General features: G+C 55.7%; 14 protein-coding genes. 11 read left to right on the forward strand and 3 right to left on the reverse strand.

What is annotated here, in order from left to right; translation table 11 throughout:
- The first annotated feature begins 39 nt into the window (after positions 1-39).
- A complete protein-coding gene (locus F0P96_RS14525) occupies positions 40-999 on the forward strand; it encodes a toxin-antitoxin system YwqK family antitoxin (RefSeq protein ID WP_151079634.1) in 960 nt (319 codons plus the stop codon).
- Between the two features lie 105 nt (positions 1,000-1,104).
- On the opposite strand, the gene F0P96_RS14530 is transcribed toward F0P96_RS14525, so the two are convergent.
- Complete coding sequence (locus F0P96_RS14530) at positions 1,105-1,458, reverse strand: YraN family protein (protein WP_151079635.1); 354 nt, start codon at positions 1,456-1,458, stop codon at positions 1,105-1,107.
- A 197-nt stretch (positions 1,459-1,655) separates the two neighbouring features.
- Between F0P96_RS14530 and lipB the strand changes: the two genes are divergently transcribed.
- From lipB to porN, 10 genes are all read left to right on the forward strand, one after another.
- Positions 1,656-2,453: a lipoyl(octanoyl) transferase LipB gene (gene lipB, locus F0P96_RS14535; RefSeq protein ID WP_151079636.1), complete on the forward strand. Its 798-nt coding sequence runs from the start codon at positions 1,656-1,658 to the stop codon at positions 2,451-2,453.
- Positions 2,431-2,847, forward strand: a complete 417-nt coding sequence (locus F0P96_RS14540; protein WP_151079637.1) for a hypothetical protein — start codon at positions 2,431-2,433, stop codon at positions 2,845-2,847. Before lipB ends, F0P96_RS14540 begins: the two co-directional genes overlap by 23 nt.
- Positions 2,848-2,899: 52 nt before the next feature.
- On the forward strand, positions 2,900-3,967 hold the full coding sequence (locus F0P96_RS14545; RefSeq protein ID WP_235917478.1) for a glycosyltransferase family 4 protein: 1,068 nt from the start codon (positions 2,900-2,902) through the stop codon (positions 3,965-3,967).
- Between the two features lie 37 nt (positions 3,968-4,004).
- On the forward strand, positions 4,005-5,135 hold the full coding sequence (locus F0P96_RS14550; RefSeq protein WP_151079638.1) for a DUF4271 domain-containing protein: 1,131 nt from the start codon (positions 4,005-4,007) through the stop codon (positions 5,133-5,135).
- A gap of 65 nt (positions 5,136-5,200) precedes the next feature.
- A complete protein-coding gene (locus F0P96_RS14555) occupies positions 5,201-6,031 on the forward strand; it encodes a uroporphyrinogen-III synthase (RefSeq protein ID WP_151079639.1) in 831 nt (276 codons plus the stop codon).
- Positions 6,032-6,185: 154 nt separating this feature from the next.
- Positions 6,186-7,166: a PorP/SprF family type IX secretion system membrane protein gene (locus F0P96_RS14560; RefSeq protein WP_151079640.1), complete on the forward strand. Its 981-nt coding sequence runs from the start codon at positions 6,186-6,188 to the stop codon at positions 7,164-7,166.
- A 232-nt stretch (positions 7,167-7,398) separates the two neighbouring features.
- On the forward strand, positions 7,399-8,415 hold the full coding sequence (porK, locus tag F0P96_RS14565) for a T9SS ring complex lipoprotein PorK/GldK (protein ID WP_151079641.1): 1,017 nt from the start codon (positions 7,399-7,401) through the stop codon (positions 8,413-8,415).
- A gap of 49 nt (positions 8,416-8,464) precedes the next feature.
- Positions 8,465-9,268, forward strand: coding sequence for a type IX secretion system motor protein PorL/GldL (gene porL / locus F0P96_RS14570; protein ID WP_151079642.1), 804 nt, complete (start codon positions 8,465-8,467; stop codon positions 9,266-9,268).
- Positions 9,269-9,331: 63 nt separating this feature from the next.
- Positions 9,332-10,918, forward strand: a complete 1,587-nt coding sequence (gene porM / locus F0P96_RS14575) for a type IX secretion system motor protein PorM/GldM (protein WP_151079643.1) — start codon at positions 9,332-9,334, stop codon at positions 10,916-10,918.
- A 46-nt stretch (positions 10,919-10,964) separates the two neighbouring features.
- Positions 10,965-11,864 carry a type IX secretion system ring subunit PorN/GldN gene (gene porN, locus F0P96_RS14580; RefSeq protein WP_151079644.1) on the forward strand — a complete coding sequence of 300 codons (900 nt, stop codon included), beginning with the start codon at positions 10,965-10,967 and terminating at the stop codon, positions 11,862-11,864.
- Between the two features lie 83 nt (positions 11,865-11,947).
- Here porN and uvrC read toward each other — a convergent pair whose 3' ends face one another.
- Both uvrC and F0P96_RS14590 read right to left on the reverse strand, forming a co-directional pair.
- A complete protein-coding gene (gene uvrC, locus F0P96_RS14585) occupies positions 11,948-13,780 on the reverse strand; it encodes an excinuclease ABC subunit UvrC (RefSeq protein WP_151079645.1) in 1,833 nt (610 codons plus the stop codon).
- 162 nt (positions 13,781-13,942) lie between these two features.
- Positions 13,943-16,285 (reverse strand): penicillin-binding protein 1A, encoded by a 2,343-nt coding sequence (locus F0P96_RS14590; protein WP_151079646.1) that lies wholly within the window; start codon positions 16,283-16,285, stop codon positions 13,943-13,945.
- Positions 16,286-16,289: the final 4 nt, after the last annotated feature.

The following is a 16,289-nucleotide window of genomic DNA, read 5'->3' on the forward strand; positions in this document are numbered from 1 at the left end:
CTTTACGTTTCGCACTTCGACACCCGCTCTGCCTACCCGATGCGCTTGATTCGCTTGTTGCCCACGTTTTTAGGGCTTCTGATTTTCCTCGGCGCCTGCGCCAAAAAAACCGTGTCGTTTAACAGCCGGCCCGAAGTGCCCGCTACGGCCGTGCTGGCCAGCACCGATTCGCTGGCTGCCACCCGCGACACCGTGAATTCTCCGTCGCTGAGCACGGCCAAGAAGCTGACCAAGGAAGAGGAGCGCAAAGCCGCCGAAAAGCAGAAAGCCGAGCAGCGCAAAGCCACGACCAAGAAAAAGAAGAACATTTTCCTCGGCGACCGGATCAAGAAAGGCTACGTGAAGTCGGGCGCGAAAGGGCGAAACCAGGTTATCGAAATCTTCTACTACCTGAAGGTGCCCAAGCAGCCCAACGCCTACGCGCCGGCCAAGTGGTACTTCAACCCCGCCAAGAAGCGCATTTACAAAGACGCCGCCGACCAGGACCTGACCAAGGTGAAGGTGCTGCACGGCCCATACAAGAAAATGCAGGGCGGCAAAGTCATCGAAACCGGTTACTACAACGTGGGCACCAAGCACCTGCGCTGGGAGCGGTTCACCAAAGACAACATTCTGGTTACCAAAACCCACTACGAGCAAGGTTTCCCACGCGACGCCCAAATCAATTACTACGACGGCGCGCACACAATGGTGAAGGAGGTCATTCCCTACGTCGACGGCAAGCTGGAAGGCGAGTACGCTAGCTTCAAGCCCGACGGCCAACCCGACTGGACCGGCCAGTTTGAGAACGGCCGCAAAGTGGGCACCTGGACCAAGTACTGGGGCTTTGGCAAACGCATTCACTACGTGTACGAGTACGGTGAGTCGGGCTACGAGCCCGAAACCGAGCCGGTGCTGGTGAAGGAATACAACCGCAGCCGCGTACTCATTTACGAGAAAGACAAGCTCGACAAGCGCGCCGAAGACGCCAAAAACCCGCTGCAGCTCCGCCGTAATTAATGCGCTTCGCTCCAATGTGAGTGAATGTGAAGAAGGTGCTAATGAGAACGACCCATTAGCACATCAGCACCTTCTTCACATTAAGCACGCAGCGCACCGCATTGTCTAAAACGCGTCCTCGAAGTGCTCAATGCGGAAGCCTTCGGAAATGGGCGTCAGCGCCAGAATGTCGAACCGGATGTCGGCCCGCCAGTTGGTGGCTAGTAGGTACTGTTCGGCTGCCCGGCGCACGCGCTGTTGCTGGGCGGGCGTCACGCTTTGCTCGGGAAAGCCGAAGCGCAGGTCGCTGCGCACCTTCACCTCCACAAACACCAGCCGTTCGTTCTCCTGCTGCGCAATCAGGTCGATTTCGGCCCGCCCGGCACGGTAGTTTCTCGCCACCACGGTGTAGCCACTAGCAGTCAGGTAATCGGCGGCGGCTTGCTCGCCGGCAGCCCCCAGCGTGGCGGTGGTAGACATGACGCAGGCCAAAAATAGTGAGTGAGAAGTCGGCCGTGGGCACTAGGAAAAGTATGCATGCAGAAGTGCTCTACTGCGCAGCCTCTAAACTGCGCAGTAGCCGTTTAGAGCGAAATTCGGTAATTTGTTCATCGTTTCGAAAAAATCAATTGGCCGGGAAGTTGTTGCCGTGCTACAACTTAACCGCCAGACCCCGCATGTCCGATTCAATCACACAGCCTGCACCCACCGCAACGCTTGCCCCGCCGGCCCACAACCGGGTTATCGAATTGCAGCGGCTGCCTCACGCGGCTTACGTGCCTACCTGGGATTATCAGGAGCAACTGTTGGCCGAAACCGTGGCCGTGAAAACGCGCAACCGGCAGCACGAGGCGGCAGGTACACCGCTGGAGTCCACACCCAACCACTTGCTTTTGTGCGAGCATCCGCCGGTGTACACGCTCGGCAAGAGCGGCAAGCCCGAGCACCTTCTGCTCGACGAGAACGGCTTGGCTGACCACGGCGCCACCTTCCACCGCATCAACCGCGGCGGCGACATCACCTTCCACGGCCCCGGGCAATTGGTCGGTTATCCTATTCTGGATCTGGAGAACTTCAAGCCCGACATTCACTGGTACCTGCGCACGCTCGAAGAAGCCGTTATCCTGACGTTGGCCGAGTACGGAATTGTAAGTGGGCGCATTGCCGGCCTCACCGGCGTCTGGCTCGACTTTGAGGAAGGCGCTTCCAATCCGCGCAAGATTTGCGCCATGGGTGTGAAGTGCAGCCGCTGGGTAACCATGCACGGTTTTGCCCTAAACGTAAACACCGACCTGAATTATTTTGGCCATATCGTGCCCTGCGGCATCACCGACAAAGCCGTGACGTCGCTGCAGCAGGAGCTCGGCCGCGCCGTACCGCTGCGCGAAATAGAGGACCGTTTTGTGCCCCACCTGGCGCAGCTCCTTGATGCACAAATCGTTGAAAAACCCTATGAAGCAAGATATACCCTTTGAGCCTGTAGAAGGCGTTTCCATTGCCGTAGTGCCCGACGATGCCGCAGCGGTTGAGGTTGGCAAGGCCGGTTGGCTGGTCTACCTCATTAACTACAACGACTTTGCCCTCGACAATGTCATCGTCAGCTCCAACGGTTACGGGGTTGACGCCGACGGCCATACCGTGCGTACTTCCACGCTGCGCCATCATTTCCCGGAGGTAGAAGCGCAGTCAGCAGTGCCCATCGAGCCCATCGACCCCGCGTTGTTTCACCTCAACAACCAGTATTGGTTGAGTTACTACCGCAACGCCCAAATCTTCGACAAGAAGTTTGTGTTCGTGCCCGATTCCATCGTGCCCGACAACTTAATTCCGATTGCGCTGCTCAGGCGTGAAGGTGTATTGCACAGCTAGCGTGGTCGGCTTCAGCCGTTGTTGCGTAACTTTACCCCCTCACCACCGACTTATGGACGCAAACGGAGTGACGTTGGGCTTGGCATTTCTCTGGTCATTTTTGGTGGCCTTGTTTGCGGTGCCCTCCGTTATATACATCGCCCACCTTAAAAACATGCTCGACCAGCCCAACAAGCGGACGGTGCATGCATTGTTGACGCCGCGCTTGGGTGGGGTGGCTATTTTCGCCGGCTTCATGTCGGCCCTCACCATTTTTGCCAATCTCGGCAATGGTGTTCAAGCGCTGCTGGCGGGGTGTATCGTGCTGTTTTTCGTGGGCCTGAAGGACGACTTGGTTTCTATTTCGGCTTCCAAAAAACTGGTCGGGCAATTATTGGCTACCGGCATCGTCATGTTCATGGCCGATGTACGGGTAACCAGTTTCCAAGGCATTTTTGGCATCCACGCACTGCCTGTCAGCTTTAGCTACGCTTTCACGTTTCTCGTCATCACCGGTATTACCAATGCTGTCAACCTGATTGACGGTCTCGATGGATTGGCTGGTTCAGTCGTCATCATCATCGTTGGCACCTTCGGCTTTTATTTCTACCGCTATGGTGGTCAGGATTTTGGCAACTACGTGTTCGTGGCCGTTTGCGTAATCGGAGGTATTCTGGGATTCCTGCGCTACAATTTTCATAAGGCCACCATTTTCATGGGCGACACCGGCTCCTTGGTTTGTGGCTTCATTGTTTCGGTCCTCACCGTACAGTTCATCGAAATGGGACTACGCACAGGTCAGCCATTTGGCTCGGCCAACCCAGCTGTAGCCGCCGGTATTCTGTTCGTGCCGCTGTTTGATACCCTGCGGGTATTTACGGTACGGGTCCTGAAAGGCACTTCGCCCTTTACACCCGACAAAAATCACATTCACCACCGTATTCTGGCAATGGGCTTTCAGCAGATTAGCACCGTACTGTTGCTCGTTCTGCTCAACTTGGTGGTGATACTGTTCGTTATCAATTTTGCCACGCACGGCAATACCGTACTCATTGCTGTATTGCTGTCTTTCTCACTTGCTCTAAGTGTCTTCCTCGGTACCTACCGCAGCCGCAGCGCCGAGCAACGAGTGGCTTCGTAGCACATTGGTACGTTGGCTATGGGCTGCGCTATGGCTCTTGGTCACCTGGGCTACCCCATCGCGTGCTGCCGAATACCGCCCTCTACCTGTAGTTGCTCCCGTTGGCATCACCGCCGATTGGCTGATTTTTGACGCCAGCCGCAACTCCTTAATTCTTTACTTGCCCGGGTACCATGCCCCCGCGCAGGCCTATTATCAGTGGGTGAATCTTACGCCCTCGCAACCGCTGCGCGTCTCTTTTGCCGCGCAGAAAACCCTGAGCTTATTCCTCGACAATAGCTTAATCTTTACAGCACCCCATTCAGGAAACTATACCATCGACTTGAGTCGGTACCTGCCACGCACGGCCAATGCCGGCCAGCACTTGCTGTGTGTGTGGCATCCCGATGTTTCGCCCAATTACACCTCATTCACCAATGAGCGGCTGCCGGTTGCCAAAGCTCCGGGTCCCAAAGTTGGGCGCAGCCCCGTGTGGCAGCCCCAGGCCAAGTCATTGGCCACGCAAGGCCAAAATGTGTTTCTCTGTTTCCTATTACTGGTCGGGCTCATGTACGGTGGTATTCGCACAGCCTATCAGCCCGGCTTTGCCCGCATATACGAACTGTGGAGTAGCGCCCCTGGCGAGCAAAACTTTCTGACGCGGCCCACCATTACGTGGCTGAACCTGCTCTTGGTACTGGTTTTTTCGCTGTCGTTTGCGCTACTGCTTGCCGCCATTCATACCAATGTGCAGAATGTCATCATTTTGCGGCGCCTGTTCGTCGTACCCGAGTCCGATTTACTGATCCGGGTGCTCGTTTACACCCTGCTCGTGGGGGGCTTCGTACTGGTGCGCTTTCTATTCTTGCTGTTGATGGGTTACATCTTCGATCTGTCCCCACTGGTCTTAACTCAATACCGCGAGTTTATTCGCAGTCTGCTCTTCATGGGCCTGTTTCTGCCCGCCGTAATGCTCCTCTATCTGGTCCTGAATCAGTCGTGGCCCGAAGGAGTACTCTGGGTTTCCAACGGAGTGGTAACCATCATGTTGTTGGCAACCGTCGTGCGCGTGGCCTATACCATCCACCGTCGGGCGTCCCTCCTAAATCTGCATTTGTTTTCGTACTTTTGCGCCACTGAAATCATACCCTTGACCATTTTGCTCAAGGTCTTGGTGTTTACCTATTGATTTCCCGCGGCTCAAACCGCACCAACCTTCTCCGTATAGCCCCAAATTTACTTTCTTCCTTTCTTATGGCCGAGAGCACAGATAAGCCGGGAACGGGACGGCATGCCCAGCGAATTCGCAGCATTCTGGTTACCCAACCGAAACCGGCCAATGATGTATCTCCCTACTTTACCATTGCTGAGAAATACGGCATCAAGGTTGATTTCCGGGAGTTCATTCAAGTAGATCCGGTTTCCTACAAGGATTTTCGCAAAGAGAAAGTCAATATTCAAGAGCACACGGCTGTCATCTTTACCAGCCGTAATGCTGTTGACCATTTCTTCCGCATTTGTCAGGAGGCGAAGCTGGAAATGCCCGCCGAGATGAAGTATTTCTGCATTTCCGAGCAAACCGCCAATTACCTGCAGAAGTACATCGTGCTGCGCAAGCGCAAGTTGTTCATCGGCCAGCGCACCGCGGCCGATTTGTTCGATGTCATCAAAAAGCACAAGAGCGAGAAGTTTCTTTACCCCTGCTCCGATATCCGTAAGGATGACATTCCGGAGTTCATGCGGGCCAACGGCTTCAAGTTCTCCGAGGCGGTTATCTACCGAACCGTTGCCAGCGACCTGTCCGATCTGTCGGACGTGAAGTACGACTGCCTCGCCTTTTTCAGCCCGTCCGGTATCAGCTCGCTGTTCATCAACTTCCCCGACTTCGTGCAGGATGGAACGCGCATCGCCGCCTTTGGCCCTACCACTGCTAAGGCCGTTCGCGACGCTGGACTAGAACTGGATATCGAAGCACCTCAGCCAAACGCCCCTTCCATGACGGGCGCCATTGAAGCCTACATTCGCTATCATCACGGCGCGGAAATAGCCAAAGAACAGGCCCGAAATAACAAGCAAAAAGCGTAAATGCGCCTTAACTGGTTGATTGAAAAGGAGAAGCAAATAATTTTGCTTCTCCTTTTGTTTTTAGGACCGGTTTGTTGCAGGAGTAAAAATCTCTACATTTGAAAACACTTACGCTGACCACCCCATCGTAACGTTCCAAACCACCCGCTTTCATATGAAGGGAACTCTACTTGCCACCCTGTTGCTAACGGCCGCGGCTTCTACCGCTTTGGCTCAGCAACAACCCCAGTTCAGCCATTACGGATTTAATGGCATGTACCTGAACCCGGCATATGCCGGCATCAAAGGCCAAGGCGACATCACCGCCATTGTGCGCAACCAGTACTTCAACTACAAGGGGTCGGTTGATTCCGGTGGTGATGAAAAAGTAGGCGTACTGACCGCCAACTTGCCCATTGCTGCAATTGGTGGCGGCGTAGGCCTCACCATTTACCACGATGTTATTGCCGAGCAAGGCATTACCAGCGGAGCTCTTTCCTACTCCAAGCACCTCAAAGTAGGCGACGAAGGCCGTTTGGGATTGGGCGTGCAGGGTATTTTCCACAACATCAACCACGGCGACTACCGTGCCGTCGATCCGAACGACCCCAACGTTCCGCTGAACAGCTCCGACCGTAAATTCGATGCTGGCGTGGGCGTGTGGTACGAGTCGCCAACGTGGTACGCTGGCTTGAGCGTCAACAACCTGCTTCGTTCGAAATTTAAATTCCAAAGCGAAGGCGGCGGCAAAACAGCTCAAATGACGGCCGCTAACCACGGCTACCTCACCGTCGGCTACAATTTTGACCTCGCCGATGCCGTTGTTCTGACCCCGACAGCCATTGCCAAAATTGTTATTCCCGGCAAATCGGGTTTTGCCATCGATAACAACTCGTTTGAAGTTGGTGCCCGCGCTACCGTCAACGACAAATTCTGGGGTGGCCTCGGTTACCGCTACCAAGAGTCCTTCACCGGTATGGCCGGTGTCGCCTTTGCTAAGGATAATGCACTCCGCCTCGGCTATGCATTCGACTTTATTGCATTCAACCAAGATGCCCGTGCATTAAGCTCGCACGAGATTATGCTGTCGTACCGTTTGCCCAAGCCTGGGTTGGCTGTACGTCCTGCAATTCGCACGCCGCGCTACAGTTTCTAACGCCCACAGCGACTGTATTTATTAATGCCCAATTCGCGGGTGGCTGCCTTTTTTGGCCTTGTAAAATAACCTAACCCCCTCGGTCGTTTATCCGGCGGTCTAACCGCTTCGTAGACAAACCGATGGGGTTGGGCGAAAGGCTTGCGTATGAAAGCCTTTGTCGCTAAATTTGCCAGCCGCAAAAATTGGAATCTTTGGGTACCGCCTCCTGTACAGTCACTATCACCCTCACATGAACAAGTTTTTCGCTTTGCCCATCATTGCCTGTGTGGCGTTAATGTTGGGCGGCTGCAGCTTCGGCAAAGGTCCCCAAGGCGACTTGGTGGGCGCTGAAGATCGGCCCGAGTTTAACCCGCAGGAGGTGCCGTTTGGCATGGTTCCCTGCCCCGGTGGCACGTTCCACATGGGCCAAACCGACGAGGACATTGCCGCCTCAATGGTGAACATGAACAAGCAGGTGACCATCGCCGGCTTCTACATGGACGAGACGGAAATCACCAACAACGAGTACCGTCAGTTCATGAATGCTATTCTGCAAGACTCGGTCGATGTGCTGGGCCAGGAATACATCATGACGGAACTGTACCCCGATACCTCGGTGTGGGTACGTGACTTCACCTACCACATGGGTGACCCGTTGATGGAATACTACTACTCGCACCCCGCGTTTGACGACTACCCTGTAGTCGGCGTTGACTGGTTTGCGGCTAAGTATTTTTGCAACTGGCGCACCAAAAACAAGAATGCTGCTGCTGCCGAAGCTGGTGTAGCTGGTGTTCCTGGTTTCCGTTTGCCCTCGGAGGCTGAATGGGAATACGCCGCTCGTGGTGGCCGTGAACTGGCTACGTTCCCCTGGGGTGGTCCTTACTTGCGCAACTCGAAAGGCTGCATGCTGGCGAACTTCAAGCCTGGCCGCGGCGATTATGCGTCCGACGGCTACGCTTACACCTCACCGGTAGGTGCCTACTTCCCCAATGACTTTGGTTTGTACGATATGTCGGGCAACGTAGCCGAATGGTGCGACGATGCTTACATGGAGTCGACCATGCCGGTTGTGTGGGACATGAACCCCACCAACCCCGATGACAACGAACCCCGCAAAGTAGTGCGTGGCGGCTCGTGGAAAGACATTGCATACTTCCTCGAAACCGGCACCCGCAACTTCGAATACCAAGATTCGGCGCGTTCCTACATCGGCTTCCGTTGCACCATGATCCAGATTGGCATGGGCACGAACAACGCTCTGTAACCACCCATTTGCTTTCAAGACACCCACCTCTTTCACTACTGAACTAACAATGGCACAAAAAGGGAGCTTCCTGTATGATGTGTTGATGCCGAAAGTCTACGGCATCGGCGCCGCAGTCGTAATCGTCGGCGCTTTGTTTAAAATCCAACACTGGGAAGGTGCCAGCCAAATGCTGATCGTTGGTCTCGGCACCGAGGCTTTGATCTTCTTCCTGAGCGCCTTCCAGCCTACCGCTAAAGACCCGGATTGGTCGTTGGTATACCCGCAACTGTCGGAAGGATACGATCCTTCGACGGGTGACAACTCGCTGCAAGCGGACAACTCGGGCAAAGGCCTGACCCGCAAGCTGGACGATATGCTGAAGGATGCCAACGTTACGCCTGACGCTATCAAGTCGCTGGGCGAAGGCCTGAACCGCTTGAGCTCGACCACGGCGCAGCTGACTACGCTGGGCGATGCTACCAACGCTACCGACGAATACACCCAGAAAGTACGTTCGGCTGCCAACTCGCTGGAGCGTATTAACGATGCGTACTCCAACACGGTAGAAGCTATTTCGGCTATGTCGAATGCTACGTCGGATGCTAAAGAATACCACCTGCAGGTGCAGAACGTGACCAAGAACCTGGGCGCGCTGAATGCAGTGTACGAAATGGAGCTGCAGGATGCCAACACGCACCTGAAGTCCATGAACAAGTTCTACGGCACGCTGAGCCAAGCCATGGAAAACCTGGTAAGCGCCGGCAAAGACACCGAGCAGTTCAAAGACGAAGTAGCCAAGCTGACGGTGAACCTGAACTCGCTGAACCGCGTGTACGGCAACATGCTGAACGCCATGCGTGCGACCAACTAATTGTTGGTTCACGACGCGCATCAGTCCTTAATCCACCCACACGCTTTATAGGAAAACACAACAATGGCGGGAGGCAAAGAAACACCGCGGCAAAAGATGATCGGCATGATGTACTTGGTACTGACTGCCCTTCTCGCGCTGCAAGTAAACTCCGCGATTCTGCTCAAATTCAAGTTTCTCGACGACAGCCTGACCAACGTTAACGGCAAAGTTGCCAAGGCGAACGAAGGTGCTGTGAAGGGCATCCAGGCTCAAGTAGAGAAAAACCGCAACCAAGCCAAAGACTTGGTGGTGCTGAAACAGAGCCAGGAGATTCGCGAAAAGACCAAAGAAATGGTCGCCTATCTGCAGGACGTTCGTGACAAGTTGCTGAAGAACACGGAGAACGTGAAAGGCAGCGAGTACAAGAACATGAGCGCCGAAGATAAGGTGGCAGAGACCATGCTCGGTGGCAAGCGCAACGGCTTGGCTTACCCGATGAAGGACAAGCTGAACGGCTACTCCGACTACATCAAGCAATTTGCTCCCGGTGTAGCTCCGTTGGCACTCGATGCCAAGGATGATCCTACAGCTAGCCTCGACAAAGAGCAGAAGAACAAGAATTTCGCTGAACTGAACTTTGAGAATACCCCGCTGGTAGCGGCTCTGGCTGTTCTGTCGCAGAAAGAAACCGAGGTATTGAAGTACGAAGCGGATGCTCTGAGCGAACTGTCGAAGAAAGTAGGCGCCGAAACCATCGTATTCGACAAAATTGGTGCTTTTGCCAGTGCTGAGTCGAACACGGTAGCTGCTGGTACCAAGTACAAAGCCCAACTGTTCCTCACGGCTTCGGCTTCGGGCCTGCGCCCGACGATGACTTTGAACGGCAGCCCCCTGCAAGTGGATGCTGACGGGCGTGGCAAGATTGAATTTACGGCTACGCCGGGTTCGTTTGATGCCGCTGGCAACGCCAAGAAAACGTGGACCGGTACGGTTCGCATCCGCAATAACGGTCGCGATACGACGTTTAAGGTAACCGTACCCTACGTTGTTTCGAAACCCGTTATGCAAATCCAGTCGGCCTCGGTTCAGGCGCTGTACTTCAAGTGCGGCAACAAGCTGAACGTACAGGTTCCGGCCTTGGGTGCGCAGTACAAGCCTGGCTTCTCGGCCTCGGGTGCCCAGGTTATTCAGGGCAGCTCGGTTGGCGAAGTAACGCTAGTGCCGAATTCCCGCGAAGTAACCCTGAACGTAAGCAGCGGCGGCAACGCCATTGGTTCGCAAACCTTCCAGGTTCGCCCGATTCCGAAGCCGGATATCAAATGCGTAGTAGGCGGCCGCGAGGCTAACGAAAAGCAGGGTACCCCGATTACGGCTGTGCGTAACTTGAGCCTGAAGGCTGTAGCCGACCAAGGTTTCGCCACCTTCCTGCCCGATGATGCCCGCTACCGCGTAACCCGCTACGAAGTAACCCTCGTGCGTGGCAAACGTCCGGTGTCTGGCTTCCCCCGCACCATCGATGGTCCGGATGCTAACCTGAGCGACGTGGTGAATACCGCCCGCGAAGGTGACCGTCTCTACATCGAAGTGAAGGAGGTTCGCCGACTCAATTTCCGCGGCGAGCAAGAAGAAGTGCGCATGTCGAAAGTGTTCAACGTGCCGCTGATCTAAGCCTTTGCAACTGAACTAACTGCCCGCTCTTTTCGCTTTACCTCACATGAATAAGTTCTTTTCCTTCGCCGCGCTGGCTGCCGGCCTGACGCTGTCGGTTTCGGCTACGGCGCAGGAGCAGGCTACCACGGCCAGCAGCAACGGTTCGTACCGCCCCATTCCCAATTCCGATATCATGTTCCGCAAGACCGTATGGCGTGCCATCGACCTGCGGGAGAAGCAGAACAAGCCCATGTTCTCGGAAGGCAAGGAAATCAGCCGCGTTATCATGGAAGCCGTGAAGCGGGGCGAATTGCAGGCATACAAAAACGACTCGCTTACGTCGACTTACAACCCGCAGGAAGTCTCTGCTAACATGTCGTACGCTGAGGCCTCTGCTGGCTTGAGCGACGAAGAAAAGGCAGCCGGTTTCACGCAGGAAGACACCAGCACCGACGACGGTTGGGGTACGCCCGCGCCGAAGAAAGGTGCCAAAGGCAAGAAGGCTGCCCCGGTGAAGAAGACCCCGCCGCCGCCCGCTTCCTACGAATACCGCTACAAGGACATCTACCAGATGGAACTGAAGGAGGATATGATTTTCGACAAGAAACGGTCGAGAATGTACCACGACATCAAAACGGTGACGTTGTTGGTGCCCTCCACGCTTAGCTCCAACGTCTCGGGCATTGAAAAGCCGATTGGTACGTTCAAGTACTCGGATTTGGTAAAGGTTTTCCGTGCCAACCCTGACAAAGCCATCTGGTTTAACCCGCAGAATGATGCCCAGCACAAGAACTTGGCTGACGCATTTGAACTGTGGCTGTTCAACTCCTACATCGTGAAAGTGTCGAACCCGAGCGACTCGCGTCTCGACGATATCTACGGTGGCCAACAGCAAGGTGTGCTGGCTGCTTCGCAGGCTGCTGCCGACCTGATCGAGTACGAATACAGCCTCTGGAGCTTCTAAGCTCTACCGGCTTCCCTTAACCAAAAGCCCCCGCCAGCATTGGCGGGGGCTTTTGGTTTATACCTGGATTCAATCAAGAAGCTTTACGAAGCAGAAGCTGCTGCTTTATCTGGTTGATCTTGCTCGGCGAAGTAGTTGATAAGGACGCGGGCCTTGGCTTTACCAACTTCGGCTATTAGCTCCGACTCACTCAGTTCCTTGATTTTTTTGACCGACTTGAACTTGTTGAGCAGTTTGTCGGCGGTAACGGGACCAAGGCCTTTCACGTCGGTTAGCTCGGTTTTGAGGGTAGCCGCGTCGCGGCGGGAGCGGTGGAAGGTGATACCGAAGCGGTGGGCCTCGTCGCGCATGCGCTGAATAAGACGCAAGGTTTCACTCTTTTTGTCGATGTAGAGGGGCAATGGGTCGTTGGGGACGTAGATTTCCTCCAAGCGCTTGGCAATGCCAATGATGGGAATCTGGCCCCACAGGCCAAGGTCTTTTAAGGCTTTCACCCCCATACCCAACTGCCCTTTACCACCATCGACAATGATGAGTTGGGGCAGACTAGCACCTTCGTCGAGCAGGCGGCGGTAGCGGCGGGTCACGATTTCGTACATCGAATCGAAGTCGTTGGGGCCGACGACGGTTTTGATGTGGAAGTGACGATAGTCCTTTTTGCTGGCTTTGGCATTGCGGAAACACACCATAGCCGCCACTGGATTGTCACCTTGGAAGTTGGAGTTGTCGAAGCACTCGATGTGGCGCGGCAGGTCTTTCAGGTGCAGATCTTTCTTCATCGTCTCCATGATGCGCACCTCGTTCACATCTTTCGACTTCTCATTCATCGACTCTTTCTCCTTGCGCAGGTAGAGCACGTTTTTGATGGAGAGGTTGAGCAGCTTGCGCTTGTCGCCGATTTCAGGTACGGCCACTTTCACGCCCGGCAGGGGCAGGGGCGGCAGCTCCACGTTCACCAGAATTTCCTTGGATTCGCTTTCGAACTCCTGCCGCAACTGCATCACAAGTACGGACAGGATGTCGGCGTCGGTTTCGTCGAGTTTCTTCTGCACCTCCAGGCTTTGGGTCTGGATGATGGAGCCGTTCATCACCTTCAGGTAGTTGATGAAAGCTGATTTTTCGTTGGATGCGATGCTGAACACATCGATATCCGAGAGCTGCGGGTTGACGATGGTGGACTTGGCCTGGAAGTCGTCGAGCTTGTCGAGCTTTACCTTGAACTGGTGCGCCAGCTCGTATTGCTGGTCCTGGGCAGCCTGCATCATACGCTCCTTGAAGTAGCCCTTGGCCACGGTGAGGTTACCGGACAGGATGTTGCGGATCTGCTGAATTGAGGCGTTGTAGGTTTCTTCGTCTACAAGATCCTGGCAAGGGCCTTTGCAGTTGCCGATGTGGTATTCCAGGCACACCTTGTATTTGCCGGCCGCCACGTTTTCGGGGCTCAGGTTGTACGTGCAGGTGCGCAACGGGTACAGTGCCCGGATGAGCTCCAGAATTACGTTCAGGCCGGTGCCGGTGGCGTAGGGGCCGTAGTAGCGGGAGCCGTCGTTGATTTTGTTGCGGGTGGGCAGTACGCGCGGAAACCGTTCGTTGGTGATGCAGATGTAGGGGTAGGTTTTGCCGTCCTTCAGCAGGATGTTGTACTTGGGCTGGTGCTGCTTGATGAGGTTGTTTTCGAGCAGAAAAGCATCCGACTCCGAGTCGACGATGGTAAACTCGATGCGGCGGATGTTCTTGACAAGTTGCTGGGTTTTGCGGTTGTGGTCCTGCTTGGTGAAGTAGCTGCTCACGCGCTTGCGCAAGTCGATGGCCTTGCCCACGTAGATGATGCGGCCTTCGTCGTCGAAGTACTTGTAGATGCCCGGCCGGTGAGGCAGCTGGCGGATTTGGTCTTGCAGGTATTCTTGAGCGGCCATACGGGGCAGAATCGGAAAGTCAGCAGGGAGTTAAACTACCAAAACAACGGCGGGGTTGGCAGAATTCACGCTAGCGGCCGCAAAGGGGCTGCCGTGGGTAAACAACGCGGCCCTGCGTGCGGGGAGCAGGCAGGGCCGGTAATGAGGGCAAACGGCGAGAAATTAAATGTCCTCGTCGTCGATGTCCTGCATGTCCACTTGGTTGAGCTTTTGCTCGTAGGGAATGGTGTCGCGGGTGCCACCGTAGTAGCGCGAGCAGTCGATTTCGATGTCGAGCGGTTTTGAGGGCATGGGGAAGTCGGCGGTGCTGATGCCAATTTCCTTGTTGTGCTTGTACACTTGCTTCATGAATACGCCATAGATGGGTAGCGCCAGGCGCGAACCTTGCCCATAGGCACCGGTGCGGAAGTGAATCGACCGGTCTTCGCCGCCCACCCACATGCCGCACACTAGGTCGGGGGTCATGCCCATAAACCATGCATCGGAGTAGTTGGAAGTGGTGCCGGTTTTGGCCGCAATCTGGTTCTGGAAGCCGAAGCCGCCGCGCAGAATGATGCTGGTGCCGCCTTTCTCCTCCACTGCGCCACGCATCATGTAGGTCATCAGATACGCCGTTTCTTCGTTGAGGGCCTCCTTGGTCTGGGGCACGAACTCGCGCAGCACGTTGCCGTTTTTGTCTTCAATGCGCGTCACCATCATGGGGGCGGTCCACACGCCTTTGTTCACGAAAGTGCTGTAGGCGCCGGCCAGTTCGTAAATGCTCACGTCGGAAGAGCCGAAGCCCACGGCGGGCACGGCCTCAATGGGCGACGTGATGCCGAGCCGCTGGGCATACTTCACTATCGTTTCGGGCCCAATTTCCTTGACCAGCCACGCGGTGATAGAGTTCATAGAGCGGGCCAGCGCCTGCCGCAGCGTGAACGTGCGGCCCGAGAAGCTGCCTTCGAAGTTCTTGGGGGTATAGGCCGGCCGGCCGGCCACGGCCGGAAAGGTAGTGGCAATATCAGGACGCTGGTAGCAGGGCGAGTAGCCCCGGTCGATGGCCGCTACGTACACGAACGGCTTGAACGTGGAGCCCGGCTGGCGTTTGCCCTGCTTCACGTGGTCGTATTTGATGTACTTGTAGTTGATGCCGCCCACCCAGGCCCGCACTTGCCCGTTGAGCGGGTTCATGGCCATAAAGCCGGCGTGCAGCAGGCGTTTGTAGTAGGCGAGGGAGTCCATCGGCGACATCAAGACCTCTTTCTCGCCGCCTTGCCAGGTAAACACCTTCATCCGGTACTTCTTGTTCAGGTAGTACTTGACGGAGTCGGGGTGGTCGGGGTAACGGGCCTGGAGGCTGCGGTACCGCTCGGTGCGCTTGATGGACGTGCTCAGGAAGTTGGGAATGAGCTTGCCGTTTTCGTCACGCCACGGCTGCTGGCCTTTCCAGTGCGCATCGAACCAGCGCTGCTGCAGCTTCATGTGGTCGGCCACGGCGGTTTCGGCGTACTTCTGCAGGCGCGAGTCGATAGTGGTGTAAATCTTCAGGCCGTCGGCGTACAGGTCGCGCTCGGTTTCCTTGGCCCACTCGCGCAGCATCTTGCTCACCTCGGTGCGGAAGTAAGGCGCAATGCCTTCGTTCTGGTTCTCGACTTTGTAATCAAGCTTGATGGGCTTGGCCACGGCGGCGGCATAGGCCGGCTCGTCGATGTAGCCGTACTTGCGCATCTGGCTCAGCACCCAGTCGCGGCGGCGCTTGCTGCGCTCGGGGTTGCGCACCGGGTTGAACCACGACGGTCCATTCACGACGCCTACCATCAGAGCCGATTCTTCCAGGGTCAACTGCTGGGGCTTTTTGTTGAAGAACGTTTTGGCCGCTGTGTGAATACCGAACGCGTTGGAGCCGAATTCGGCCGTGTTCAGGTACATGCGCAGGATTTCGCGCTTGGTATAGTTCCGCTCCAGCCGCACGGCCAGAATCCACTCCTTGGTTTTGGTGATGAGCATCCGCAACCCGCGCACGTCGTTAAGGAGCCCATCATTAAGGTCTTCGCGGGTGCGGAAAAGCAACTTTGCTACCTGCTGGGTGAGCGTGCTGGAGCCGCGCCGTACGCGGCCCGAAACCATGTAGTACGGGATGGCCGCCATGCCCTTAGGGTCAATGCCCGAGTGGTCGGCAAAGCGCACGTCTTCGGTTGCCAGCAGCCCGTCAATTAGGTGCTGGGGCAGGTCCTGGTATTCCACGGGCGTGCGGTTTTCGCGGAAATACTTACCCATTAGCACGCCGTCGGCCGAATAGATTTCCGAGGCCAGCTCGCTCTTAGGGTTTTCGAGGGTACGCAGGTTGGGCATGCGCCCAAACAGGTTCAGGAAGTTGATGCTGACGGCCAGCACAAACAGGATGGCGCCCAGCACCGCCGCGCCAAAGAGCACCCACAACGTGCGTGTGACGGCGGCAAAGCGTTCGGGCCGGTTGGGTTTGGAGCGAAAAGCCGGCTTGGACCGCGAAACGGTAGGGGACATGCGG

The organism is Hymenobacter busanensis (genome assembly GCF_008727865.1).
Taxonomy (GTDB): Bacteria; Bacteroidota; Bacteroidia; order Cytophagales; family Hymenobacteraceae; genus Solirubrum; species Solirubrum busanense.

Excerpts from the sequence above, each read along its gene's own strand:
- F0P96_RS14525 (WP_151079634.1), top strand. The coding sequence starts at position 40 with ATGCGCTTGATTCGCTTGTTGCCCACGTTTTTAGGGCTTCTGATTTTC.
- F0P96_RS14530 (WP_151079635.1), bottom strand. The coding sequence starts at position 1,458 with ATGTCTACCACCGCCACGCTGGGGGCTGCCGGCGAGCAAGCCGCCGCC.
- lipB (WP_151079636.1), top strand. The coding sequence starts at position 1,656 with ATGTCCGATTCAATCACACAGCCTGCACCCACCGCAACGCTTGCCCCG.
- F0P96_RS14540 (WP_151079637.1), top strand. The coding sequence starts at position 2,431 with ATGAAGCAAGATATACCCTTTGAGCCTGTAGAAGGCGTTTCCATTGCC.
- F0P96_RS14545 (WP_235917478.1), top strand. The coding sequence starts at position 2,900 with ATGGACGCAAACGGAGTGACGTTGGGCTTGGCATTTCTCTGGTCATTT.
- F0P96_RS14555 (WP_151079639.1), top strand. The coding sequence starts at position 5,201 with ATGGCCGAGAGCACAGATAAGCCGGGAACGGGACGGCATGCCCAGCGA.
- F0P96_RS14560 (WP_151079640.1), top strand. The coding sequence starts at position 6,186 with ATGAAGGGAACTCTACTTGCCACCCTGTTGCTAACGGCCGCGGCTTCT.
- porK (WP_151079641.1), top strand. The coding sequence starts at position 7,399 with ATGAACAAGTTTTTCGCTTTGCCCATCATTGCCTGTGTGGCGTTAATG.
- porL (WP_151079642.1), top strand. The coding sequence starts at position 8,465 with ATGGCACAAAAAGGGAGCTTCCTGTATGATGTGTTGATGCCGAAAGTC.
- porM (WP_151079643.1), top strand. The coding sequence starts at position 9,332 with ATGGCGGGAGGCAAAGAAACACCGCGGCAAAAGATGATCGGCATGATG.
- porN (WP_151079644.1), top strand. The coding sequence starts at position 10,965 with ATGAATAAGTTCTTTTCCTTCGCCGCGCTGGCTGCCGGCCTGACGCTG.
- uvrC (WP_151079645.1), bottom strand. The coding sequence starts at position 13,780 with ATGGCCGCTCAAGAATACCTGCAAGACCAAATCCGCCAGCTGCCTCAC.
- F0P96_RS14590 (WP_151079646.1), bottom strand. The coding sequence starts at position 16,285 with ATGTCCCCTACCGTTTCGCGGTCCAAGCCGGCTTTTCGCTCCAAACCC.